Annotated in this window: 27 protein-coding genes; 14 read left to right on the top strand and 13 right to left on the bottom strand. The window is 37.7% G+C overall.

The features are described from left to right. Window positions 1–2: 2 nt before the first annotated feature. Window positions 3–1325 carry a Na+/H+ antiporter family protein gene (locus H5118_RS15840; protein ID WP_039487838.1) on the top strand — a complete coding sequence of 441 codons (1323 nt, stop codon included), beginning with the start codon at window positions 3–5 and terminating at the stop codon, window positions 1323–1325. A 271-nt stretch (window positions 1326–1596) separates the two neighbouring features. Here the strand turns inward: H5118_RS15840 and H5118_RS15835 are convergent, their stop codons facing one another. The 3 genes from H5118_RS15835 to H5118_RS15825 are packed head-to-tail and all read right to left on the bottom strand — an operon-like array spanning window position 1597 to window position 3702. Continuing rightward, window positions 1597–2028, bottom strand: coding sequence for an acyl-CoA thioesterase (locus H5118_RS15835; RefSeq protein WP_002960891.1), 432 nt, complete (start codon window positions 2026–2028; stop codon window positions 1597–1599). A 5-nt stretch (window positions 2029–2033) separates the two neighbouring features. Next, a complete protein-coding gene (locus H5118_RS15830; RefSeq protein ID WP_182693902.1) occupies window positions 2034–2852 on the bottom strand; it encodes a M23 family metallopeptidase in 819 nt (272 codons plus the stop codon). Then, window positions 2845–3702 (bottom strand): 6-carboxytetrahydropterin synthase, encoded by an 858-nt coding sequence (locus H5118_RS15825; RefSeq protein ID WP_182695963.1) that lies wholly within the window; start codon window positions 3700–3702, stop codon window positions 2845–2847. The genes H5118_RS15830 and H5118_RS15825 overlap by 8 nt, the downstream gene beginning before the upstream one ends. A 203-nt stretch (window positions 3703–3905) precedes the next feature. Between H5118_RS15825 and fabA the strand changes: the two genes are divergently transcribed. Then, window positions 3906–4421 carry a bifunctional 3-hydroxydecanoyl-ACP dehydratase/trans-2-decenoyl-ACP isomerase gene (gene fabA / locus H5118_RS15820; RefSeq protein WP_002960896.1) on the top strand — a complete coding sequence of 172 codons (516 nt, stop codon included), beginning with the start codon at window positions 3906–3908 and terminating at the stop codon, window positions 4419–4421. A gap of 65 nt (window positions 4422–4486) precedes the next feature. On the opposite strand, the gene rmf is transcribed toward fabA, so the two are convergent. Continuing rightward, window positions 4487–4657, bottom strand: coding sequence for a ribosome modulation factor (gene rmf, locus H5118_RS15815; protein WP_002960897.1), 171 nt, complete (start codon window positions 4655–4657; stop codon window positions 4487–4489). A 409-nt stretch (window positions 4658–5066) separates the two neighbouring features. Here rmf and H5118_RS15810 point away from each other — a divergent pair, with 409 nt between their 5' ends. The 3 genes from H5118_RS15810 to H5118_RS15800 all read left to right on the top strand — a co-directional run bounded on the left by H5118_RS15810 (window position 5067) and on the right by H5118_RS15800 (window position 7233). Continuing rightward, entirely contained in the window at window positions 5067–5702 is a 636-nt protein-coding gene (locus tag H5118_RS15810) for a TetR/AcrR family transcriptional regulator (RefSeq protein ID WP_007582758.1), read from the top strand. A gap of 49 nt (window positions 5703–5751) precedes the next feature. Next, entirely contained in the window at window positions 5752–6744 is a 993-nt protein-coding gene (locus tag H5118_RS15805; RefSeq protein WP_182749435.1) for an MDR family oxidoreductase, read from the top strand. Between the two features lie 72 nt (window positions 6745–6816). Beyond that, a complete protein-coding gene (locus tag H5118_RS15800) occupies window positions 6817–7233 on the top strand; it encodes a VF530 family DNA-binding protein (protein ID WP_002960902.1) in 417 nt (138 codons plus the stop codon). A gap of 97 nt (window positions 7234–7330) precedes the next feature. On the opposite strand, the gene H5118_RS15795 is transcribed toward H5118_RS15800, so the two are convergent. Beyond that, window positions 7331–7762: a DUF3859 domain-containing protein gene (locus H5118_RS15795; protein WP_182749433.1), complete on the bottom strand. Its 432-nt coding sequence runs from the start codon at window positions 7760–7762 to the stop codon at window positions 7331–7333. A 205-nt stretch (window positions 7763–7967) separates the two neighbouring features. Between H5118_RS15795 and H5118_RS15790 the strand changes: the two genes are divergently transcribed. The 4 genes from H5118_RS15790 (at window position 7968) to H5118_RS15775 (ending at window position 10709) form a co-directional block, all read left to right on the top strand. Further along, a complete protein-coding gene (locus tag H5118_RS15790) occupies window positions 7968–8972 on the top strand; it encodes a YHYH protein (protein WP_182749432.1) in 1005 nt (334 codons plus the stop codon). Window positions 8973–8985: 13 nt separating this feature from the next. Next, a complete protein-coding gene (locus tag H5118_RS15785; RefSeq protein ID WP_182749430.1) occupies window positions 8986–9510 on the top strand; it encodes a hypothetical protein in 525 nt (174 codons plus the stop codon). Window positions 9511–9603: 93 nt separating this feature from the next. Next, window positions 9604–10254: a hypothetical protein gene (locus H5118_RS15780; protein ID WP_182693026.1), complete on the top strand. Its 651-nt coding sequence runs from the start codon at window positions 9604–9606 to the stop codon at window positions 10252–10254. 41 nt (window positions 10255–10295) lie between these two features. Then, window positions 10296–10709, top strand: a complete 414-nt coding sequence (locus tag H5118_RS15775; protein ID WP_182693027.1) for a hypothetical protein — start codon at window positions 10296–10298, stop codon at window positions 10707–10709. 20 nt (window positions 10710–10729) lie between these two features. Here the strand turns inward: H5118_RS15775 and H5118_RS15770 are convergent, their stop codons facing one another. Then, complete coding sequence (locus H5118_RS15770) at window positions 10730–12550, bottom strand: protein kinase domain-containing protein (protein WP_182749429.1); 1821 nt, start codon at window positions 12548–12550, stop codon at window positions 10730–10732. 225 nt (window positions 12551–12775) lie between these two features. On the opposite strand from H5118_RS15770, the gene H5118_RS15765 reads away from it, so the two are divergent. Beyond that, complete coding sequence (locus H5118_RS15765) at window positions 12776–14791, top strand: TonB-dependent receptor (protein WP_182749427.1); 2016 nt, start codon at window positions 12776–12778, stop codon at window positions 14789–14791. 114 nt (window positions 14792–14905) lie between these two features. Here H5118_RS15765 and H5118_RS15760 read toward each other — a convergent pair whose 3' ends face one another. Further along, complete coding sequence (locus H5118_RS15760) at window positions 14906–15352, bottom strand: hypothetical protein (RefSeq protein WP_182749425.1); 447 nt, start codon at window positions 15350–15352, stop codon at window positions 14906–14908. Window positions 15353–15473: 121 nt separating this feature from the next. Then, window positions 15474–16133, bottom strand: coding sequence for an NADPH-dependent FMN reductase (locus H5118_RS15755; RefSeq protein WP_182715463.1), 660 nt, complete (start codon window positions 16131–16133; stop codon window positions 15474–15476). 263 nt (window positions 16134–16396) lie between these two features. On the opposite strand from H5118_RS15755, the gene H5118_RS15750 reads away from it, so the two are divergent. Together H5118_RS15750 and H5118_RS15745 are read left to right on the top strand one after the other, a co-directional pair. Further along, entirely contained in the window at window positions 16397–17443 is a 1047-nt protein-coding gene (locus tag H5118_RS15750) for a YHYH protein (RefSeq protein ID WP_182749423.1), read from the top strand. A 12-nt stretch (window positions 17444–17455) separates the two neighbouring features. Beyond that, a complete protein-coding gene (locus tag H5118_RS15745) occupies window positions 17456–17776 on the top strand; it encodes a hypothetical protein (RefSeq protein WP_182715461.1) in 321 nt (106 codons plus the stop codon). Between the two features lie 68 nt (window positions 17777–17844). Here the strand turns inward: H5118_RS15745 and H5118_RS15740 are convergent, their stop codons facing one another. From H5118_RS15740 to H5118_RS15720, 5 genes are all read right to left on the bottom strand, one after another. After that, window positions 17845–18648, bottom strand: coding sequence for a hypothetical protein (locus H5118_RS15740; protein WP_182724489.1), 804 nt, complete (start codon window positions 18646–18648; stop codon window positions 17845–17847). A gap of 122 nt (window positions 18649–18770) precedes the next feature. Next, window positions 18771–19214, bottom strand: a complete 444-nt coding sequence (locus H5118_RS15735) for a hypothetical protein (protein WP_182749421.1) — start codon at window positions 19212–19214, stop codon at window positions 18771–18773. Between the two features lie 11 nt (window positions 19215–19225). Next, window positions 19226–19462 (bottom strand): hypothetical protein, encoded by a 237-nt coding sequence (locus H5118_RS15730; RefSeq protein ID WP_182749419.1) that lies wholly within the window; start codon window positions 19460–19462, stop codon window positions 19226–19228. A gap of 71 nt (window positions 19463–19533) precedes the next feature. Continuing rightward, the gene (locus H5118_RS15725) at window positions 19534–20547 is read right to left on the bottom strand and encodes a DUF5924 family protein (protein WP_182749416.1); all 1014 of its coding nucleotides are present in this window, start codon (window positions 20545–20547) and stop codon (window positions 19534–19536) included. A 135-nt stretch (window positions 20548–20682) separates the two neighbouring features. Next, window positions 20683–21432, bottom strand: coding sequence for an ATP-binding protein (locus H5118_RS15720; RefSeq protein WP_182749414.1), 750 nt, complete (start codon window positions 21430–21432; stop codon window positions 20683–20685). 621 nt (window positions 21433–22053) lie between these two features. Between H5118_RS15720 and H5118_RS15715 the strand changes: the two genes are divergently transcribed. Continuing rightward, entirely contained in the window at window positions 22054–23031 is a 978-nt protein-coding gene (locus H5118_RS15715) for a DUF1852 domain-containing protein (protein WP_182749412.1), read from the top strand. A 78-nt stretch (window positions 23032–23109) separates the two neighbouring features. After that, complete coding sequence (locus H5118_RS15710) at window positions 23110–24144, top strand: methionine synthase (RefSeq protein ID WP_182724493.1); 1035 nt, start codon at window positions 23110–23112, stop codon at window positions 24142–24144. Window positions 24145–24470 lie beyond the last annotated feature (326 nt).

Here is a 24470-nt window from a genome sequence, read left to right as displayed (position 1 = left end):
CTATGAATGCTGTTGTTATAGGCGTTATTTTAATGCTCGGGCTATCTCTGGCTCGCGTTAACGTCATTGTTGCCATGATCATAAGCGCGTTAGTTGCAGGTCTTACTGCAGGCTTGGGTATAAAAGAAAGTGTAGATGCGTTTAATTCTGGCCTTTCAGCTGGGGCTGAAATTGCACTAAGCTATGCTATGCTCGGCGCGTTTGCCGTTGCTATTTCTAAGTCGGGTTTAACACGCATTCTCGCTGATAAGCTACTTGCTAAAGTAAATGCAAAAGGCAGCGGTAATGAAACATTTTTAAGTTACTTCATTTTATTAATTATTTTAGGTTGTGCAATTTCTTCGCAAAACTTAGTCCCTGTACACATAGCGTTTATTCCTATTTTGATCCCGCCGTTACTTGTTGTTTTTAATCAGTTAAGATTAGACAGGCGTGCTATAGCGTGTATTTTAACATTTGGATTAGCAACGTCTTACATGGTGCTTCCTTATGGTTTTGGGGGTATTTACTTATATTCGATTTTGCACAAAAACCTAGTTGATAACGGCCTAGACATTGTAAATACCCAAGTCCCTATGGCGATGATAATTCCTGCATTAGGTATGTTTATTGGATTGCTTATTGCGGTATTTATTACTTACAAAAAACGCCGCGAATACACCGAGCTCCCATTAACAACTGTGAGTAAATCTGCTGAGGTAGAAAACCCTAAAAAAGTAATGATTGTGGGGCTTTTTGCAGTACTTGCCTCACTTGTTGCACAAAACCTAAGTGGCTCAATGATTTTAGGTGGCTTAGTAGGTGTAATGATATTTAGTGTTTTTGGTGTAGTTAAGTGGGAAGAAAACGGCGACGTATTTAGTAAAGGCGTTGCGATGATGGCCATGATTGGCTTTATTATGATATCGGCACAAGGTTTTGCATCGGTTATGCAAGCCACTGGCGATGTAGCAAGCTTAGTACACAGCGCAGCCGCCCTTTTTGATGGTAATAAACCTTTGGCCGCCGGTGTTATTTTGTTAGTCGGGTTATTAATTACAATGGGAATTGGCAGTTCGTTTTCAACAGTGCCTATTATTGCAACTTTGTTTGTTCCTTTATGTTTAGACCTTGGCTTTTCTGTTATGGCTACCGCTGCGCTTGTTGGTACTGCGGGCGCTTTAGGTGATGCAGGCTCTCCTGCTTCAGACTCAACGCTTGGCCCAACATCGGGTTTAAATGCCGATGGCCAGCACGACCACATTAGAGACTCTGTTATTCCAACGTTTATTCACTTTAACATACCGCTGCTGATATTTGGCTGGATTGCAGCAATGGTACTTTAAAAAGTATTTATGTAAGTATTAATAAATGTAATTAAAAGCTAAATATAACCAAAAAGGTATGTTAAAAGCATACCTTTTTAGTATCCAAATCCAACAACTCTCACCCCTATCAATTCCCTTCAGTTTGATTACTTTTTTAGTTAATACTCACTCTGTTGTTGAGGTTATACTTTATGAATATTTAGTATGATGTGTTCTTTTAATGGGGTTATATAAGCACCAATTAAGGTGCTTATATAAATTTACTTTAGCGCATATTCAAAGCTTTAAGTTAATCAAAACCATAAATCATTTTATCGCATACTACCGGAGTCGGTCTGTGGTTATCATCAACTGCAACAAAGGTAAAGCTGCCACTAATGGCTGAATGCTTATCGTCTTTGTGCATAGTTTCTAATAATATATCTACGTCAACTTTTAAGCTGGTGTTACCTACATGCACTACTTTAGCTATTAACTCTGCAAAAGTACCTGCAGGTATGGCTTCTTTAAAGTCGACTCTATCAGAAGATATAGTTACCAAAGGCTTACGGCAAAAACGAGTCGCGGCTATAAATGCCACTTCATCCATCCACGCCAGTGCATCACCACCAAATAAAGTATTGTGATGATTAGTACGCCCTGGAAACACGGTTTTAGTTACCGATGTGGTTGAGTCTTCAATACGCTGAGCAATTATTGCATCGCGATTTACGTCAGTCATAATCTCTACTTTTTGTTTGCTAATGTATCTTGCATTAGTAATGCAGGATCAAGGCGTTCGCCTTTCCAGTTAAAACGCCAATCTAGGTGAGGACCCGTTACACGTCCAGTTGCACCAATTTCAGCCACTTTGTTACCTTGCTCAATTTTATCACCCACTTTAACATCAAGCTTACTTAAGTGAATGTAAGTTGAGGTAATACCATGGCCATGATCAATAATTAATGTTCCGCCAGAGTAGTATAAATCAGGTTCAGCAAATACCACGGTACCACTAATAGGCGCGTAAACAGGAGAGCCCGTTTTATTCGCGATATCTAAGCCAAAGTGCGGACGACGAGGCTCGCCATTAAAATAGCGCTGACTACCATAAACACCCGATATGCGCCCTTCTGCAGGCTTTAAAACCGGGTCTAAAAAGTACAATAAATCAGAGTCTACTTCTCTGGCTTTTCGCACAGCAACTGCTTCGCGGCTTATACGCGCACTAACTTCTTTTGGTGGAGATACATATTTTTTAGCTACGCCGGTAATTTTATCAATTTTATATTCGCGCTTTGTGATAGCTATTGGCTGTGAATGCGATTTACCATTGTTATCTACCCATTTTAAAGTATGAGTAGTTTCAGCGTCACGACCAAAACCAAATACAAAGTCACCCTTTGGTGAAAGTTTTAAGCTTTTGCCATCTAAGCTTACTGATTTAGCGTTTTCTAGCTTTCCAGTAACTAAACCGCCTTGTGTTAAATGTCCTTTTAACTCAAGCGCCATAGCACTAAAGCTAGCAGAGGCAACAAGCGCTGTTGCTAAAAGTGTTTTAAACATAACTAATCGATCCTTTTCCAACACCTTCATAAGCCGTTACTTTCACTGCTTTTTCTGGGTATTGGGCTTTAATTTGGCCAGCTACATGTTCAGCAATACATTCTACAGTGGTATCTACTGGCAAAATGTCGCAACGAGACTCGCTTATAGCCATTTCAAAATAGCCTTGTGCCGATATATAAGCAAAACATACATCACCCGCTTTGGCTGTTATGTGTTTTAAATCAGCAGCGTTAATTTGATCTTCACTGGTGGCTAAGTAAATATCTTCCCACTTTTGAGACCATTCTTTTTGCAAGCGCGGCATAGAAATACCATCTAGGCTAATACCAATTTGAGAACGATGCCCATGAATAATACGCTGGCAATTACCGTCATGCTTTTTAAGGCCATGGCTGTAATGATAGTAAAAACTTTGGCTGTGTTCAGGCTTAAGAGACAGCTCAATTTTTTCGATGTTATCTGGTAGCTTCGGTAAAATAGTCGCAATTAAAAATTTGGTAACCGATTCAACAGTTACTTCATCTGCGTTAATCATGCAATAAGCTTGATGAGGAGCGCTCATAGCTAAGTGATTATTTTCACCAAATGTACAGTCGAGTGTTTTATGCTCGTCAAATTCAGATACAGTACCATTAAGCCCTGTAGGAATTGCTAAACGGTGATCAATACACTCATCTATAATGCCTTTAATTTGCTTTTTAACTAAACCAAAGTCTAAAACCATAGACTCTTCGTTAAGTTTACCGTGCAAAGTTAAATCAACAATCCAGCTCTCGCCAACGGCGCCGCGTTTGTTACATAAGTAAGAAAAATCAATCACAGTTAGTGAGTTAACAAAAAGGATCATAAACTTCCTTTAGACTGGTTATAAGACAGCGTTAATTATAATGATTTCTGATTGTAATTGCGCGGTTTTATAGTGCAAAAACCAATCGCGTTGATTGATTGATGATTTAATATGCAATATTTTGATTTTTTAACTGCTCCGAGTTGTTTAGCGTACAAGTGTACGCTAAAGTACTTGGCAATTTCTAAGCGAAGATAAGTGTTATGGAACCTAAAAATAGCTATACAAAAGAAGAGTTGATCCTGTGTGGTCAAGGTGAAATGTTTGGTGAAGGTAACTGCCGTTTACCAAGTGACAACATGTTAATGATGGATCGCATTACCTCAATTACTGCTGATGGCGGTATTCATGGGAAAGGCGAAATTGTTGCTGAGCTTGATATTGACCCTAGCCTTTGGTTTTTCGATTGTCATTTTAAAGGCGACCCAGTAATGCCAGGTTGTTTAGGCTTAGATGCTATGTGGCAACTAGTTGGTTTTTACTTAGGTTGGTCTGGTGGCCCTGGTCTTGGCCGTGCGCTAGGTGTGGGTGAAGTTAAATTTACTGGCCAAATTTTACCAACTAATAAAAAAGTAACTTACCGCCTTGTAATGAAACGCGTAATTAAACGTAAATTGTTCATGGGCGTTGCAGATGGCACTGTAGAAGTAGATGGCCGAGTAATTTACGAAGCAAAAGATTTAAAAGTGGGCTTGTTCCAAGACACTAGCGCGTTTTAATTTTTAAATGCGTACAAAAAGGCCTCCAACGTGGAGGCCTTTTTGCTTAAATTCGATTATTGATTTTAGGTTTTGTACATGTTGCGGTTTTCAATCGCTTCACGCCAACCTCCTAACCACTCTGATTTGGGATCTACTTGTTGATAAGGGCATAGCTCTTTTGAGCGACCTGCTAAACCTGCTTTAAAACCTTGAGAATGAGCTCTTTCTAAACGATCTCTTTTCTGTCTCTTCATCGGTAATATCCTCACCTTTTTATTTGTATATTGTGTAGCATTAGTGAAATCTACATTTAATGAATAGTTAATAAAAATGTAAAATTCAAATCGTAAAAGCAATTAAATTGTTTGACTTTAACTAAGCTGCTGATGCAAAAATGAATTAACATTTAAAAAAGTAAGTGGTCATACAACATTTAATTTGACCGGTTTTATGCTAAATAAAATGCGACTCAATAATCGCTAAAAAGCACTTATGTGCTTTATTTGTGACCGACTAATATTGACTAAGTTCCAAACAAAAATGTAATCGTGACACTTTTATTTCATTAATCTTAAATTAGTAGCCCGCCCCTAACTTGAAGTATTTTTAAACAATTTAAATTTATGCTTGATTATTTAAAGTCGATCGGTCTAATATATGTACATGAACAAAAATACATCAACACCAATACGCCGTGGTCGCCCACCTAAAATAGCCAGAGAGAACGCCGATACCAAAGCGTTACTTATTCGCACGGGCCTAGAAACCTTAACTGAATTTGGCTTTAGCGCCACGGGGCTCGATACTATTTTAAAAAAAGCGGCTGTACCTAAAGGCTCCTTTTATCATTACTTTAAAAGTAAAGAGGCCTACGGCATTGCCCTAGTTGATGCATACGACAGTTACTTTATTGCAAAGCTTACCCATTACCTACAGCAAGAAGATGTTCCCCCACTTGAGCGAATCGTTAATTTTACCCAAAGCGCAATTAAAGGAATGAAAAAATACGATTACAAACGTGGCTGTTTAGTAGGTAACTTAAATCAAGAGCTTAATCATTTAAGTGATGAGTTTAAAACCAGATTAATGCAAAGCTACACCGCTTGGCAAAACCATGTAGAGGTTTGCTTAAACCAAGCTAAGCAACAAGGCACTATTGCAAGCCATGTAAATACAAAATTGATGAGTGAGTACTTTTGGATTGGCTGGGAAGGTGCGGTTATGCGCGCCAAGCTCACAAAATCAAATACCCCACTTACTTTATATACAGAAATGTTTTTACGCGCATTACTAACCTAATGCGTTTTTATTTACCAATTAAAAGACGATCGGTCTAAAAGGATATCCTATGAATAACCCAATTAAAGCCATTGTTATTAATAAAGAAGATAATAACTACAGCGCCTCATTATCGACTATCGAAAGCAGTGATTTACCAAACGAAAACGTCTTTATCGACGTGCTATACAGCACACTTAACTATAAAGATGGTTTAGCAATTACTGGTAAAGGCCCCGTTGTACGCAGTTTTCCTATGGTGCCAGGTATCGATTTAGTGGGTACGGTTACAAATTCCACCAGCGATGAATTTAAAAACGGCGATAACGTAATATTAAATGGCTTTGGTGTAGGCGAAAAACATTGGGGCGGGCTTGCTCAAAAAGCGGCACTTAATAGCGATTGGCTAATCCCCTTGCCTGCAGGTATTTCTCCAAAACAAGCGATGCAAATAGGTACAGCCGGTTATACCGCTATGCTAAGTGTTATAGCTCTTGAAAAACAAGGAATAAACCCTGAATCTGGCGAAATACTTGTAACAGGTGCCAATGGTGGCGTAGGCAGCTTTGCTATTTATTTATTAAACCAGCTTGGCTACAACGTAACAGCAGCTACGGGTCGATTAGATCAAAGTGAATATTTAAAAGAGTTAGGTGCTAAACAGGTAATTGACAGAAACGAGCTTTCAAATCCTGGTAAGCCTTTGCAAAAAGAGCGCTTTGCAGCGGCAATAGATTCAGTAGGTAGCCATACACTTGCTAATATTTGTGCATCATTAAAGTATGGGGGTGTAGTAACCGCCTGCGGACTTGCCCAAGGCATGGATTTACCTGCCTCAGTTGCCCCATTTATATTACGTGGTGTGTCACTAATAGGCATTGATAGCGTAATGCGCCCTAAAGCCGACAGAATTGAAGCGTGGGATCGTTTAGCTAAATTAGTAAACGCTGATTATTTAGATAAAATTTCGACAGAAATATCACTAGAACACGTAATTGATAACGCAGAGCTACTTATGCAAGGCAAAATTCGCGGTCGTGTTGTAGTTAATTGTCAAAGTTAAGCTATTTACTCTGTTAAAGCCTCGTTATTAAATTTATAATGCAATTTGTATTTTAATAACGAGGCAACACCTATGAGCAACCAAGAACTTTTCAGTAATAATCCACTGCAAGGCGTTAAATTAGAACAAGTGGTTGAAGAGCTGGTTGAACAATACGGGTGGGAGCTCCTACACGCTTATTTACAACTTAACTGCTTTAAAAACAATCCTGATATAAAGTCAGCGGTTAAATTTTTACGTAAAACACAATGGGCACAAGAAAAAGTAGATAACTTTTACCTTTATCGCCTAAAAAACTTACCTAGACCTGATGATGTGCAATACGAATTACCGCCACGTGATCGCGTGATCCCAGCTGATCATAAACCTGGTGAGCCATGTGAGTTAAGTTTTAGTGATGCAAAACGTATTATGGAAAAAAAAGCATCAAAGCAACGTGCTCGTGATCGCAAACAACGCTCTAATTCTAGTAACCCTTGGGGTAACTAAACACGCTAATTTAATTTTGTAGAGCTATTTTAAATGGCTCTACAACTCTCTTTTATTAATTTTTATTACATCCACACCATATAGCTAAAAATAGAAATCAATAGCCTCGGTTTTTCCAAAAATCTGTTTCAGTACGCTCTAGCTCTAATGCCACCTTAAAAGTTTTATCAGCAATAATTTTTCCATTTAGCTCAATCGTCATACGCCAATCACCCAACTTATTCTCTATTGGTAACCAAAGCGTGTCGCCTAAATAAAAGTTCCAATCACTGTTTTTAACGTATACGTCGCCTTCAAAGGGGTCCATTACATCACCGTCACTGTCTGGAATATCTGGATGGTATATACAATAGTGAAGCTTTTCGCCTTTACCCTTTTTAATATTTACGATTAAGCCAAACTCAACATCTACCTCAGCTATTACATTTGTTGTAAATTGCTCTATTTGTGGCAATGCTTTACTTTCGCTGTCCCACTTAGAGTAAATACCGTGACTTTGTAACGTCACTACAGGTTTTGTTTTAGCCATTAAGGTAACCTTTTATATTAGCTATTTTTGCATTAGTTTAACTTTTGAAATTTTAAAATAAAACACAATCCAATAAAGTTAAATCTCAACTTAGCTTTAATACTTTGTCTATTTACATCATTGCTAATTTGTCATCATTGTTTACACACTATTTGCACAATTGCTGATTATTGTTTAAGTAACTTAATTGATAAGGTAGGCAGCAATGAAACTACACGCACTTAATATTAAAAACTCAAATAGGGTAAATGCTATAAAGCTAAGCACCTTGGCTCTAGTTGTTTTATCGTTAGTTGCTTGCGGAGGTGTAGAAGGCATAGTTGATACCTCAACAACTACAGATTCATCATCAACCACCTCAGATAACGGTACAGGTACGAGTAGCTCAACCCAAGGCGTGTTTTGTGAATATAGCTACAGTGAATATAACGAGTCAGTATCAGTACGAGCCACCAGCGCCGCAGATTGGTCATGCACAGGAACTACACGCGACTTAGTCGCTAATGGTATACCTGATCACGAAGTAGGTACATTCCCTAATGCCGATAACCCAAATACTATTTCTGAACAATCAGTAAATGAAAGCTACACACTTGAGCCTGTAGAAAAAACACAAGCAACCATGCTTGGTGGCCCTCGTGGAATGATAGGTGTTGTACTTAACGGCATTAAAATAGACGCCGGCACAGGCGGAAGTTGCGATGATTCAGGCACCTATTGTGATTTAGGCGACAACAGCGGTAATTGGAATATAGAAGCTTTAAGCCAAGACACGTTTAGTTTTGGAACAGACGACAACAATGCACACGTACAACCCGATGGCACATATCATTATCACGGTATGCCTGAAGGCTTTGTAACACTGCGAGGTGGCAATAGCTCCACTATGACTCTAATAGGCTGGGCAGCAGATGGCTTTCCTATATATGCACGTTACGGCTATGCAGACTCAAATGATGCAACTTCAGCGCTAACCGTAATGACCGGTAGCTACCAACACATAACATCTGTAAGCGCAAACCGCCCTTCTACCGATATAAACCCATTAGGTACATTTGCACAAGATTGGGAATACGTAGCAGGCTCTGGTGATTTAGATGAATGTAATGGCCGCGTTGGCGTAACACCTGAGTTTCCTGATGGGATATACCACTACTACGCAACAGACACTTATCCGTTTTTTCAACGCTGCGTTAAAGGCGAAGTTTAATTAGGAGTAAGTTATGCTTTATATGAAAAATTATCTGTTAAGTGTGACCACATTGGGCTTATTGAGCACATCAACATTAGCAAACGCGCATTTAATGGTTGCAGAGCACGGTACGCTGAATTTTGTTGATAATAACGTGTTTATTGTACTTTCAATCCCTATGTCAGCTTTTAAAGGGGTTGATGAAAACAAGGATGGCAAAGTGTCAATAATTGAGTTTAACGCTCATAAAAAGCTAATAACTAAGCGAATTAAAAAGAACGTTTATTTAGCGGATCATCAATATAAATTTACTATTGACGGACTTTTGCTAAACCCAGAAGCGTCTCATAAACATAAAAGCGACAATATAGACCAAGTAACCATTACTGGGCGCTACTCTTTGCCTAGTAAACTAACCAAAGTTAACTTTAACGTTAAGCTATTTAGTAACAATGAGCACAAGCAGCACTATCAAATTACAGCGACTAATAAAACGCAAAAGCTAACTCATCAATTTGAGCTATCACCAACGTCGCCCTTTAGTAAGGTGTTTTAAAAAATTAAATTTTTATTTTAAAGGTATTGTTTGTCCCTGAAAAAAAATGTTATATTTGTTTCATAGGATGCACCATAAATGATAAGGACTGTCATGTTTAATACTTCTACAAATACTAATACCCCATTAAAATTACTTGAGCGTATGCAAAATAGTAAAAATGACTTTAATATTGATTTTAAAGTCTCAGTATTCGACCAATTTGGTAATAAATACTCTGGTATTTTTGATTCATTAGATTCTAATTCAAGCCTCCTAACCTTGATTGATAGCTCAGATGATATTACTTTTTTCAACATGAAATACATCACTCATTTAATTCTGCACGATTCTAGTACCCACTCTAATTTCATTGCAGGAAACTTACCTCAAAAAAATAAAAATAATAAAGAGCTAATTAACATAGATGAGAAAACAGATTTAATAAAAGAAATGTTAAACAAAAACTACTCTTTAGAATTTGAATTTAAATATGATGGATTCGATAAGATAAATAAAACTGAAACAGAAAACATTTCAACTTTGTTAGATTTTTTAACTGAAAATATAAAAGATTTAGCTAGTGATGATTTTTTTATGTCTTCACTAAAAAAAGTAAAAGAGTTTCATTTTCATGATAAAAAAGATGTTAAATTTTCTATGAGACTTTCTGGAGCAGAAATTTACATTACTATGGATTTTAATCAACAACTACCGAAAAACATTAATAACTTAATAGAGAAAGGTTTCAATAAAGTATTGTAACCAATTATATATTTTAACCTGTCAAATATAAAGGAATGACAATGGGACTTAAAGAGAAAAGAGCTGCAAGAGAATTTCAAGAAAATCGTCTAGATTCTTTGAAAAAACAAATTTTTAAAGCAGCTAAATTTGAATTCGAAATCGATGTTAACTGGGATACGATTGCTATAGATGATTACGCTCATTTATTTGATCAAACTTGGCCTTTGGTATACTTTGAGCCAACTATCAAAGCTTTCAAAGAGTTATGCTCGGATGACTTGTCTCAAGAAGCTATTCAAGAAGATTTGAAAAAAATAATTATACAAAATTACGGTGATGTACATAACGCAAACAACTTTGCTACTTATAATAAAGGTGTACTGACATTAAACCACTCTCCAATTTTGAATGCGGCCAATCAAGTAGATGATCGCGCATATTCTATTCAAAATGCTATAGAAAAAGAGCTATAATTAAGTTTGTATAAGAGGTGTTACTTAACACCTCTTATTTTCGGATTTTTAGGAAAGTAATGCTCTTGTTGCTGCTCACATAAACTAAACTCACGGGTGTTTTTATATGGCAACTTCATAAAGCCCGCAACACCCACGTCCGTAATATTTACCGCGTATTGCATTAGTTTATTTAGCAAACGTTTAAACTCAACCTCTTTGCTCGAATCGAGTAAGCGGTAGTAATGGTGAATCTTCATTCTGTCCGGCAGTGCTTCAAAAATAATACACCCCGTATGATGAATTTGGTTAAGCTCAAATACGCATTTAATAACTTTTTTAGGTAGCTGTAGTTGCTCATCAGGGTCTTTACCGTCTTCAAAGTATGAATGCGGGCGGGTTATGTCGTTTGCTTTCATGCTTACAACTTCGTATTCAAGCTCTGGTAGGCTATCAAACTTAAATGCACCGGTGCCATCTCGCTCTAACTGAATAGTTTTACGGGCATCAAACAAACAACACTTAAATAACCCTTTTTGATTAATCGCTTGCGCAAGCATCACTGTGTTATTAATCGCATCACTAAACGCATCACCCAATGATTCGTCATGCATAATTAAAGATGATTCAACAAACATTGACTCATCCTTCCAATGAAAACTAAGCCCACCTACTACAGGGTACTTAGCTAATCGGCTTATTGATGCTAAAAATGCTTTTTCGGTATCGCCTGTATCAAACAAAAACTCTTTATAATAGCGGTCAAGTTGCGCGTCGTTTATATCTAGTAATTGCTGGTTATGATCGGCTTGGCGTAAAAACTGTTTTCGTGAACTATACACAACCGTATCTGGCTGCTCATCGCTACCATACCAAAAAGGAATATCTGCTTTTTTTTGTTTTTTAGCAAACTCAGGTAAATACGCTTTCGCCATAGTTGTAATGTTACGCATAAAGTAATCACCAGCACCATCACGTAAGGCCTTACTTTTTGACAACATGCCATCAATCACCTTAGCCAGCTCTTTTGGGAGCCCTAAGCTGCTTGCAGGGATGGCTTGCGCACCAAAGCGGCACGACTGCGCCGACGCTAGCGCATATAACGTAGCGGCTACACCTTGTTCGTCAAATCGTGGGGATGATTGCTCCCCCGACATTTGCGCTTCACCAATAAAGTATACATCGCCCATACGGGCATTCGTTGTGCTTAAATCGCCCGACATTAAATCCATAAAGTTACTGGCAACAGGGTTACCATCACTATCGAGCTGTGCATACACAGAGCTGCCCCAATCCACTAACGAAAGCGCATTAGTGTTTGCATCCCAAACAAGGTTTGAAGGTTTTATATCTCCATGCACTATAGGTTGTGGGCTAACGCCGTTTTTGTGACTACGTAAATCAATTAATACATTACGTAACCTAACAGCTAGCGCCATTATTTGCGCGGCACTAAAGCGCCCTGTTTTAAGCGATACTTTTTCAAGGTCCTCTCCAATGGCGCGTGCCATCATTAAAATCCCTTGTTTTTTAATACGTTCAAAAGCATAAAAGGTAGGCACTAAGGGGTTATTAATTTGCGAAAGCATATACGCTTCGTCTTCTAGTCGGTCACGCACACTTTGGGCAAGAGTAATACGCGAAAATTTAAACACCCAAGGTAATCCGTTATCGTCATCTCCTGCAAACACAAAACCAAAAGCACCCGAGCCAATCATTTCAACGTTTTTATAACCCAACACTGTTAACTGCTTAATACAAATATTAAGCCACTGGCGGTGTTTTTTAGCATCATGATGCGATAGCAAATAAACAGATTGCTCTTCGTTAATATAAAAATTGCGGATTTCTTTGGCTTTCAATGCGGGCTCTCTATTTTGTTAGTGTTATGTAGTCATTTAAAGCACTCGATTATTAGTTTTATGTAATAAGATTACAATAGCGTGCGGCGTAGTTTTTAAGTTACCCATCTTTACTCACCCCTAAATAATTACAAATAACCAACAAATGTTGCATCCAATAAATTATCTAAGCCGTATTTAACATAGCTGCATTAATAACAAATACATTAGATAGGGATTTTAGTCATGAGAACATTAGCAATTTTAGCGCTAGGCACTTTGTATAGTGGTTATAGCTATGCAAACATAGAAAAGTTAACCGTTTATGGTCACAGAGATGGGCTAATTGGTGAGTCAATCAGCGCATCTAGCGGTATTATTGGTCAAGGTGAAATTCAGCAGCGCCCAATGTTAAGAAGCGCCGAAATGTTAGAGTTAATCCCAGGTATGGCGGTCACTCAACATAGCGGCTCTGGTAAAGCTAATCAGTACTTTATTAGGGGGTTTAATTTAGATCACGGCACCGACTTTGCCACCAGCATAGATGGCATGCCAATTAATATGCGCAGCCATGGCCACGGACAAGGTTACACCGACCTAAACTTTATAATCCCTGAGTCTATTTCAACTATTAACTATCAAAAAGGCTCATATAGCGCAAGCCAAGGTGACTTTTCAACCGCTGGTAGTGCTCAATTTCAACTTGCTGATAACCTAAAACATCACCAAGTAGAACTCAGCATAGGAGAAGATAATTATAAACGCGCTGTTGTACTAGGATCTACTAACATTGCAACAGGTAAGCTCATTGCAGCGGCAGAATGGCAAGGCTATGACGGCCCATGGGATGATATAAACGAAGATGTAAATAAAAAGAATGCCCTACTGCGCTATGTTGGTAAAGCTTTTGATGGTGACTTATCAATAAGTGCCATGGCATACGACAATACATGGAATTCAGCAGATCAAATTCCACAGCGCGCTATATCACAAAATTTAATTACTCAATTAGGCTCTCTTGACACCACACTTGGCGGTAGCTCTAGCCGTTATAGCTTATCGAGTAACTGGCAGGGCGAGCATATAAAAGCCAGCGCTTATGTAATTAATTACGATTTAAACCTGTATTCTAATTTTAGTTATTCTTTAAATGATCCAATTAATGGCGATCAGTTTAATCAGCAAGATAGCCGAAATATTTATGGAACAGATATAAGCTACCAGTTTGAAACCAAAACATCAGATATAAACATACAACATACCGTAGGTATTGAGCTTCGCCACGACGACATAGATAACGTAGGGCTTTATAACACACAAGCAAGAGAGCGACTTAGTACGGTTAGGCAAGATGAACTAAAGCAAACGAGCTACTCAAGCTTTTGGGAGTCTAAACTTTTACTTACTCCAAAACTTGAAGCAACCGTTGGCGTTAGGTACGACTATTTTGATACAAACGTGACTAGTATTACCGCCGTAAATTCAGGAAAAGCAAAGGATGATTTAGTAAGTTTTAAAGGGAGTTTAAATTACCGTTTTACAAATTTAGTAGCTGCATATGCTAATTGGGGACAATCTTTTCATTCAAATGATGCGCGCGGATCTACTATTAATATTGACCCTGTTACCGGTGAGCAAGCTGAGCAAGTTGACTTATTAGTTAAAAGTGAAGGCGCTGAAATAGGCGTCCGATTTGCTGATGAGCAAAAGTTTAATCTATCAGCTGCACTTTGGTGGCTAACACTCGACTCAGAGCTTTTATTTGTTGGCGATGCGGGTAACACAGAACCAAGTGATGCATCTAAGCGTTACGGATTAGAAATAAGCGCTTATTATTGGATTAACGACAGCTTTAGTATCGACGCAGAAACCTCGTTCACGCATTCACGTTTAGATATTAATGACAATAATGATTATATAGAAGGTGCTGTTCCGGTTGTTGCAAGTACAGGTTTAAATTGGCACTTAAGTGAGCAATGGCAGTCATCAGTTAGAGTTCGCCATATTGGCAAACGTACATTAACTAGCGATGGTGACGAGCGTTCGGAGCCTTTAACAGTAGTAAATAGCGCAATTAGCTATGAGCAGACTCACTGGAAAGTAAACTTTGAATTACTTAACTTATTTAATAGCACCGACCACGATATAGATTACTATTATGCATCGCGTTTACCTGGCGAATCAGCACAAGGCGTTGAAGATAACCACTTTCATCCAATAGAGCCAAGAACAGCGCGACTAACATTAAGCTTGTTATTTTAGTATTCATTGAGATTTACAGGGGTACTGTATATAAAAACAGTGCCACTGTAAAACATACCCTTAGCCAATAAGTATCTTAGTAATTAATCCGATGCCTCAACAAGCTGGCTGATGTTACTCAACAATGCGAAGTTGATTTATTGAGTTAACAGCAACATGTGTTTGATAGTAATATTTATTGGTTTTTCTGCCTTTACTTAAAAAATCGATAGTTACTCGCTTCGCTTCACCTGTTACTTCAATTGTTTTACCAATAAAAAATGTGTTGGCTGATCGTCCGTATTTTTCTGTGAGTTTAGCAGCTACGTTTGAATCAATTGAAATTGTAATAGCACGTCGATCACGATAGTCAGCTTCGGTATTTAAAAATACGTCACCGAACTGAGAGCCTGTAGTTTTAATATAAAACTTAAATGTACCGCTAACACCTTGTGGCGCGCTCTGCTCCGATAGAGCTATTAAATTCATATTAGCAGTAGTCCCTTCGCCTAGCGCCGGTAAGTTTTGTACAGAGCTGCAAGCACTAAGTGTTAATACACTTAAAAGAGTAAGGTATTTCAAGATATAACATCCTTTTTTATAAGTAGATGTTAATATTAACATTTATATATTTTAAGTTTCTATAAAAGAAACAAAATTAGCCCAATCAAGGGCTAAATTTGTTATATTTTAAAAGTATTCGTTATGGGGCATTTCGCTGCGATGGATTTGATTTAAAGCTTTTTAGCATCTGCTCAGGATCTTCAACGCCACTCTGATTTTTAGCCGCTTGCGCCCACCAAACCAATTGCCCAAAAGTACGGTGAAAATAATTAAACCACGATGACTGCTCTTCACCAGCTTGCACAGAGCCATTATCATTAAATACTTCTTGTGCTTTTGGTACGTGGATCATTGCTGATACAGGTAAGCAGCCAAGCTCTGATAAAAACGAGCGCATACTAATTGCCGCTCTGAGTCCACCCCACTGCCCAGCAGAGTAAGTAACAATAGCACTGGGCTTATATGAAAATAGTGAGCTACCAAAGTGATTAAGTAAGTCAGCGAGAGCTGGGCTCATACTGTGATTATATTCAGGGCTAACCATTACATATCCATCAGCCGCTTTAATTTTATCAGCTAAAGTATTTAGCATTGAAGGCGCCTTACCTTGAGCATAGGCAAAATGTGGTTTAAAAACTTGATCACTTGGGTAATCAAGTGCATCTATAAGCTCAAACTCATGTTCGGAGAATTGCTCGTTTAAGCACTCCATGCAGGCTTTAGACACTCTCTCACCTAAGCGAGCAGGTTTTGGTGGCGTGCTGTTACGCACTGTCCCTAAAAACACTAAAAACTTCATATGTAATCCTCATATGTAATCCTCATATGTATTTGAATAACATCTAAACACTAACACTTTTAGCTTATGTGTATTACACATATCCGTTTTTATTAATTTTGAACACTAATAATTAAATTTAAAACTGCGCTTTAGCAACCACACACTGTTAAAGGTTTTTTATCATGTGCTTATTTTGTCGTTCTCCATACTTTTTGCACATTTAGCCAGTAATATGCCACAGTATAAGTACACCAAAACCTATACTGAAAAGGATACAAGTAATGGGCTCAAATAATTACAGCGCGTTTGCAATCATTATTACCGCAACAGTTTTAACTCTAAGTGGCTGCGACGACTCACCAACTAATAAAAATACTAAGCAAGTTAGTAGCTCCCTTAGTGAAGTACAAAAAACGAATCAAACAATAAATTTATCTATGTTTAAAAAAGGGGCCTTTTTATCTGAGCCTAACATTGTTGATTGCGAAACGGCGCAAGGAACTAAAACTAAGTGTTATGAGTTAATTACATCAGGCGCACCTGCAGGTAGAGAGCCGGGTCCATTTTGCCCGCGCACATCGACCGATGGCGCTGATGTAACTGGCAGTTGGTTTAGTAAAGAAGGTACTGGTGATTTAGTTGATTTAACAGGCCAATTTGTCCTAAAGCTTGATGAATACTACGGCGATGAAAAGTGGGTACTTTACGACACTAAAACAAATGAAATTAGGTATACAGCTACAAAAAAGTCTTGCGCTGGTGCAGCTCGCCCTGATGTTGAAGAGCAATATAAACAAAATTGTATTGAGTGTGAACTTTCGTATTTAGAAGATAATTTTTCATTAACGTATTTAATTCCTGTTACACCTATTCCAGCATCTGATACTGGCCGATTAAGAACAGTAGGTATAGCACTAGACGGTACTGAGCTATCAGGGCCTGCTCCAATTAATGCAATTTTAGAGAGCTATACCATTGCGGCATTTGATGATTGTGGTGGCCATATAAATTTACACCAAGGTTATCACTATCACTCTACCACTGGTTGTACTGACTCAGCTGCTACAGAAGGTGGACATGCACCTCTTATAGGTTATGCAATAGACGGTTATGGTATTTATGCAATGCGTGATACAAGCGGTAAAGAAGAGTCACTTGATGAATGCCGAGGTAATACAGATGAAGTAAGGGGTTATCACTACCACGCAGCCAGTCCTAGTGAAAATATGTTTATAGGGTGCCTACATGGAGAATCAGTTAGGCCTGCAGGTGGGCCACCAGGTGATCACAACGGTCCACCGCCAGGCCATGATCTTGAAAAACATTAAAAAGGAGTTGTTATGTTTATAAAAAGTAGTTGTTTAAGCGTGTTTGGTATGGCTTTACTTGCAGCACCCACATTTTTAAATGCTCATGCAGGGCCGTTAAATGGTGTTGCAGTTAAAGCTTGCGCAGATAAAGTAAAATCTCAATCATGTAAATACGAAGGCGGCCATAACGATTTATATATTGGCAGCTGCCAGTATATGGCTGATGATTTAATGTGTGTACGAAGCCAGCCGATTCAAAAAATTGATAATGGAATTTCCGCCCCTATAAAAAGCCACACTCACGAAAAAGAAAAGAGTGATTTAAAAACCAACGTTAATAAAGCTATGTAAATTTAGGGCTAATTTTTATTGATAAACTCTTAATAAGCAGCACAACCATTTTATTGTGCTGCTAACTTTTAACGATATAGATAGCTCAGACCAATACCACTCCAAAACACGTTTTTTAAGGTTTGATCACCCACAAAGCGCTCAGCATTTTTATTAATTGCCATGGTGTAGCTAGTATATGCGTATACTTCAAGCTGCTTAATAACTTGATACGATACGTTAGCTGTAAGCTTAAGGTTGTTGATACCATTATGGCCATCACTTACATAACCTGCATTAAACCCTAGCCCCGTTTGAAAATCGATATTAACAGCTTCATTTATCTCGTAGCCTTTATTTATCGTAAGCTCTATAAATGTGCCTTGAGAATCAAACGAATAATATGCGCTGCTAGTGAGCTGAAATTTATCATCGTAAAAATACGAAAAATCTAAGCTAACCTCATTGTCGAGAGCATTAGAGGTATTTTCACGCGATCTTAAATGGTTGTAACCAATAAACATATCAACGGTATTAAATAACTGAGTTGCATAAATAGCATTTAAGTTAAACTCGGTATAATCGCTATCAACACCCGTTGCAACCCAAGGAATAATAGCTATTTCATTATAATTGAATTCAGTTGCGATTGAGGCAATACCTTTACCCGCTAAATTGTCACGGCCCTCACTTACATATCGACTTTCCCAAAGTGGATGCACATGAAAATCAAAACCGTCATCAACATAAGCTGTACTTGCCTCATCTAGCTTAATATTTCCGCCAACACCTAATTCAGGCTCAAGTGCATGAACGTCTTGGGCCTGCACTTTAGCTAAAAGAGATGCACAAATAAGAGCTGCAAGCAAAGTACTCAATAACGTTTTATTCATTTATAGATACCTAAAGCCAAAATATATGCGCGTAAAAAATAGTCGCACATAGTATTTCGCAATATAAAAATAAGCTATCAGTATTTAATAATTTGAATTTAAAAAATCAGGAAATCTAGCATTCATACATTTTTTATTCGCCACCATTTAAGGGTACCAAATAAGTAGAATGACCCATAAATGCAGCAGATTATCGAGCTTATAATCCAAAATTGAATAGAATTCTGATGAACGATTTGGCTTGAAGTTAAAAAAGGAATGATTAAACCCGCAATACCTCGTATTAAATACATTGCGGTTATTAATACGAGCGCAGTTTTTAAAAGTGGCAGTTTTAAAATGACGCCCGCACCAGAGAGCGCATAAAGGCCCCAAATAGCAATAATAACTGAAATAGCTAAAGTTACATAAGTAGGATACATACTACCCTGCTCTGCCATTTGAGCCATTTGCTCACCAGCACCCAAAAGGCGATACCAGTCAGGCCCTCCAAAAACACAGGCTACATGTAAAAGTGATGCTATAAAGCTTAAAATGCCTGCTGTAAATAATGTATTATTATTCATGTAATTATAATTTAATGACTCATGTAGGCAACGAAGCCAATTAATAGCACGTAAAAGCTAAACCCGAGCATACAAATTAAATAAACATTTTTGGCTTTATTCGCCTTAAACGATACGTAATCGGTAATATCACTTTTAAACTTACCAAAGGTAGCTATTTTTAAAATAGTACAACCTGTTGAGTAAATTAAAAAACCTAAAATAGTCTCTACCATTAACCAAATAAACAGATCAAATGCAAAACTCATATCGTTCATCCAATAAACACTTTAAAAATAGCCTATCAAATATTTATTCGATTACAAACTTATTACCATCATTAAGGTGTAACAGTAAATTTCGTTAAACCTATTAACTGACCTGATTCGGTGACTACTTTTACTTGCCACTTACCAACAGAGTCTTTAGGAAAGTTTACTTTGTGTGTCCACGCTCTATAACCTAGTTCTCTCCCACCGTTTATATTTAACGTGATCCGATCAACTTCTTTTTTATTATGAAGCCACACATGAAATATTTTTTCGTTTAAGCCTCTTGGTGCTTTAACAGCAGTCCAACTATATAAACCTTGATGGTGCAGCGTATAAGAATCTAACTGTTTAATACTCCCTACTGGCTTTTTATGTTGTAAATCAACTTCATGAGCTAACGTAATATCGGTTAATCGCAGTGCTGCAGGAGGCACATAGCTTCTTAATTGCCACACTGCTGTGCTTAAAGCACATAAAATCAATACAAGAATAGGAAAACGCCACCAGCGAGCATTAGGCATTAAATTGTTTAAACTCGGAAGAGTAACCACTATAGCAGTTACAAGTGCGGCAGCTAAACTTTGGCTCGTTGTAAGGTTTAACAAAATAGGTAACGTAACAAGTAAAACAACAAATAAAGCAAAGTTATGAAACACGCTAAATAGCGTGCGGTTTCTAGCCAGTTTTTTATAATAAAAGGGATCGATAACCGATATAACTGCACACAAAGCAATAAGGGAAGTAAAAATTGCTTGAGGATGATCCCACTGCGTAACCGCTAAAAAAAATGGCAACGCAAAAAATAGACTTTCTTGTTGCACCATTTGTAGCGCAAAACGCATTACATTAGGCGATACCGCTACACCAAACTTTTCTTCTACTTTATCACGCAGCCAATTATCAATAATTAGCCACAACCAACTAATAAGTAAAAATATTGCAATAAATTGCGAAAAAGACTCTTTTCTATCTACAAGTACAAAGCTAGCAACGCCCGACAAAAACGCCAACACAGCCAATAATCCAGGCCGCTTTTGCATCGCGCTTATAAATTTAGCGATTATATTTTTACAGTAATCCATGTATGAGTGTTTCCGTACGGGTACGTACTTTATTATTTTTATTCAGAGTATGATTAGTTTAACCAAGTTTAAATGAACAACAGATAGATGAATGGATTTAAACGCCCCATTTAACAGTAAATCAAACTAACCATTTTAATTAAATAAAAGCCCGGCATAGCGCGTCATTGGTACGTTTATTAATTTTTGTAACGCGTGAGCCTTAGCAAGTAATTCGTCTTCACTAAGTGCAGGCATTTTATTGTTAAAAGCGAACACAATTTTATTACCGCCTTCAATAATAAAACTAAGAATCTTTCCTGCAAATTCTTTCTCAAGTAGTTGATCAAACACTTCCCTTTGCCCAATTTTGGTATGGCAAATATTAAGTACTAAAACACCATCAAAAGTGAGCGTATTTTTACAATCACGTAAGTAGGATGATTGCACCTGATCTGACTCCATCCCTTCTGAGCTGTATAAATCAGAAAAAATAACATCCGTTTTTATCTGCGTGTTTTTCATGTAGTTTGCCGCATCATCAATGTGAATAAACAAACGTTCTGACACAGGCAGTTCAAAATATTTTATAGCCATTTCAGCAACGGCTTTACGGTATTCAACGGTATGTATAGTTAGTGCAGGAAACGCATGATAAAGACTTTTTGCGATAGAGCCCGCCCCAAGTCCCATTATCATCGCGGTTTTTAAATTTGGTATAAAAAAAAGCGCAGCCATCATAGCTTGCGTATAAGCTAAGCTTAACCCATTAATATTATTTAATTTAATACAGCTTTGATAAATTTTTCCGTCAAAGCTGAGAATAAGATTCTTTTTTGTTTGATATACATAAACAGGGCCATGCTCATCAATAGTTGATGCAATACAAGTGCCTTTGATATCCACGAATACTCAATAGGTGAGGTGATGAAAAACGAGTATAACTTACTTAACGTACTGCCATGGCTATTAATATGATTTATAGCCTTTTATTAATTTACAGGCATTTATATACGTACTCAGAAAAGTCGGTTTATCTTTTGAGATTAGATTAGCTAAGGTATCTACTTATATAGCTAGCTGGAACTTACCCGTGACGACATTTATTATAAACAGCGATGCAATATGCTAAAAACCAACTAATACACTGATATAGCTACAAAAAAACTCTTTGAATATTCCTCATGTTTAACATGAATAAAGTACACATCAACACAAAGGAAGTCTAAACGGCTAAACATCCATCCTTTATTTTTATCGATTTATGCCTTTTTTTCGTCAATTACTACGTAATCGCATCTAACAATAATGTGTAATGAATATGACTCATGTTTTATGTGAAATTAAACCGTTTTTCTTCATATACCAATCAACGTATAAATTACTCATCCCTTAGCGCTAAACACTATTGCTAACAACTTAAAGCTGCTGAATACCTAAACCAGCTAAGCCAGCTAAGTAAGTTGCAAGGTTAATAAAGCGCAAAGCATCAATCAGGTTTAAATTATAAAATTGGATATAAACACGATGAAAAAAGATTTTACATTTAATATAAAGAGCGTTTCACTCGACGAAAATTATCATCCATCAACTAATACGCGTATCACAACCAACTTTGCTAATTTAGCCAGAGGTGAATACCGCAAAGCAAACTTGCGTAACGCCTTAAACATGATTAACAACCGTTTTAATGCCCTAGCCCATTGGGATAACACCAAAGGTGAGCGTTATGCTGTTGAGCTTGAAATTGTGTCTGTTGAGATAGGTATTGAAGACGGCGGCGAAAGCTTCCCATCAATCGAAATATTAAAAACAAATATTGTTGATCATAAAACTAATAAGCGCATTGAAGGCATTGTAGGAAACAACTTTTCATCGTATGTGCGCGACTACGATTTTAGCGTACTCCTACAAGAGCACAATAAAGGCAAGCCTCAATTTAGTATTCCTGATGACTTTGGGATTTTACATGGCAAGCTATTTCAGTCATTTGTAAATTCGGATACATATAAACAAAACTTTAAAAAACCACCGGTTATATGCCTAAGTGTGTCAGATAACAAAACCTACAACCGCACTGAAAACCAACACCCGGTACTTGGCGTTGAGTACGAACCAAATGAATCGTCTTTAACTGAGCAATACTTCAAAAAAATGGGCTTACAGGTACGTTATTTTATGCCACCAAATAGTGCCGCGCCTTTAGCATTGTTTTTCTTTGGTGATTTACTTAATGATTACAGCAATCTTGAGCTTATAAGCACCATTAGTACGATGGAAACGTTTCAAAAAATCTACAGACCAGAGATTTATAATGCCAACGCAACAGCGGGTAAATCATATAAACCAAACTTAAAAAACTTGGACCACTCACTAACGCAAATTGTGTATGACCGAGAAGAGCGCGGCAAGTTAGCCAGTGAGCAAGGCAAGTTTGCACAAGAGCATTTTATCAAGCCGTACCAAAGAGTTCTTGAGCAATTCTCTACTCGCTATCTGTCATAACAACTAATAGCAACAACCAGTAATAACGCGCTTAACAATACGTTTAATAATTAACTAAAATATACGGCATTATTTATTATGAAAAAATTACTACCTACATCTACCGCAGGCAGTTTACCTAAGCCTTTATGGCTTGCAGAGCCAGAAACACTTTGGTCACCTTGGAAATTACAAGGTGATGAATTAACCCAAGGAAAACACGACGCCCTACGTTTGTCATTATTCGACCAACAACAAGCAGGTATTGATATTGTTAGCGATGGTGAGCAAACAAGGCAGCATTTTGTAACTACATTTATAGAGCACCTAAACGGTGTTGACTTTGAAAAACGTAAAACAGTAAAAATTCGTGACCGATACGACGCAAGCGTGCCTACAGTTGTTGGCCCTGTTAGCCGTCAAAAGTCTGTGTTTGTTGAAGACGCTAAATTTTTACGCCAGCAAACCAAGCAACCAATAAAATGGGCATTGCCAGGCCCAATGACAATGATTGACACGCTTTACGACGATCATTATAAAAGCCGCGAAAAACTAGCGTGGGAATTTGCCATAATTCTAAATCAAGAAGCAAAAGAGTTAGAAGCCGCAGGCGTTGATATTATTCAATTTGACGAGCCCGCGTTTAATGTATTTTTTGATGAAGTAAACGACTGGGGAATTGCCTGTTTAGAGCGCGCAATTGAAGGGCTCAAATGCGAAACCGCCGTGCATATTTGCTATGGCTACGGCATTAAAGCCAATACAGATTGGAAAAAAACACTAGGAAGCGAATGGCGCCAGTACGAAGAAGCATTCCCTAAGCTTCAGCAATCTAATATCGATATTATCTCATTAGAGTGCCATAACTCACATGTACCAATGGATTTACTAGAACTCATTCGCGGTAAAAAAGTAATGGTAGGCGCTATTGATGTAGCAAATCATACTATCGAAACGCCAGAGGAAGTAGCTAATACGCTACGTAAAGCACTCCAATTTGTAGATGCCGACAAACTCTACCCATGTACAAACTGCGGCATGGCTCCACTACCTCACCATATAGCTAACGGCAAATTAAATGCCTTGAGCGCAGGGGCAGAAATTATAAGAAAAGAATTACTAAAAGAGAATTAGAAAAGTAGCTATAAAATACAGATTGTAAACAATAACAGCTGCCGCACCATGCCATAGTAAAATCCATAAACATGGTGCGTTAGTTAAAATCTACTAACAAAATTTAGGTTAGATATTTAATTTTTTTATTATAAAGCTCCAACCTATTTTTTGAAAAATCGATAACTGCTTGGTATTGAGTAAAAAAGGAAGAGCCTAACATGTGTGATTCATAGACATCATTTCACTTTTCGTAGTTGAAGATCACGCTGATAATTCGATAACTGAATGCGTTCATTTTCAGTTTCGTAGTTAGCGTGAACGTCTTCCCAAAGCGGTGTTTTTTC

This window comes from Pseudoalteromonas sp. SR41-1, assembly GCF_014164015.1.
Classification (GTDB): domain Bacteria; phylum Pseudomonadota; class Gammaproteobacteria; order Enterobacterales; family Alteromonadaceae; genus Pseudoalteromonas; species Pseudoalteromonas distincta.
Note: the sequence above shows the minus strand (reverse complement) of the source record. Positions and strands in the feature narration are given on the sequence as shown.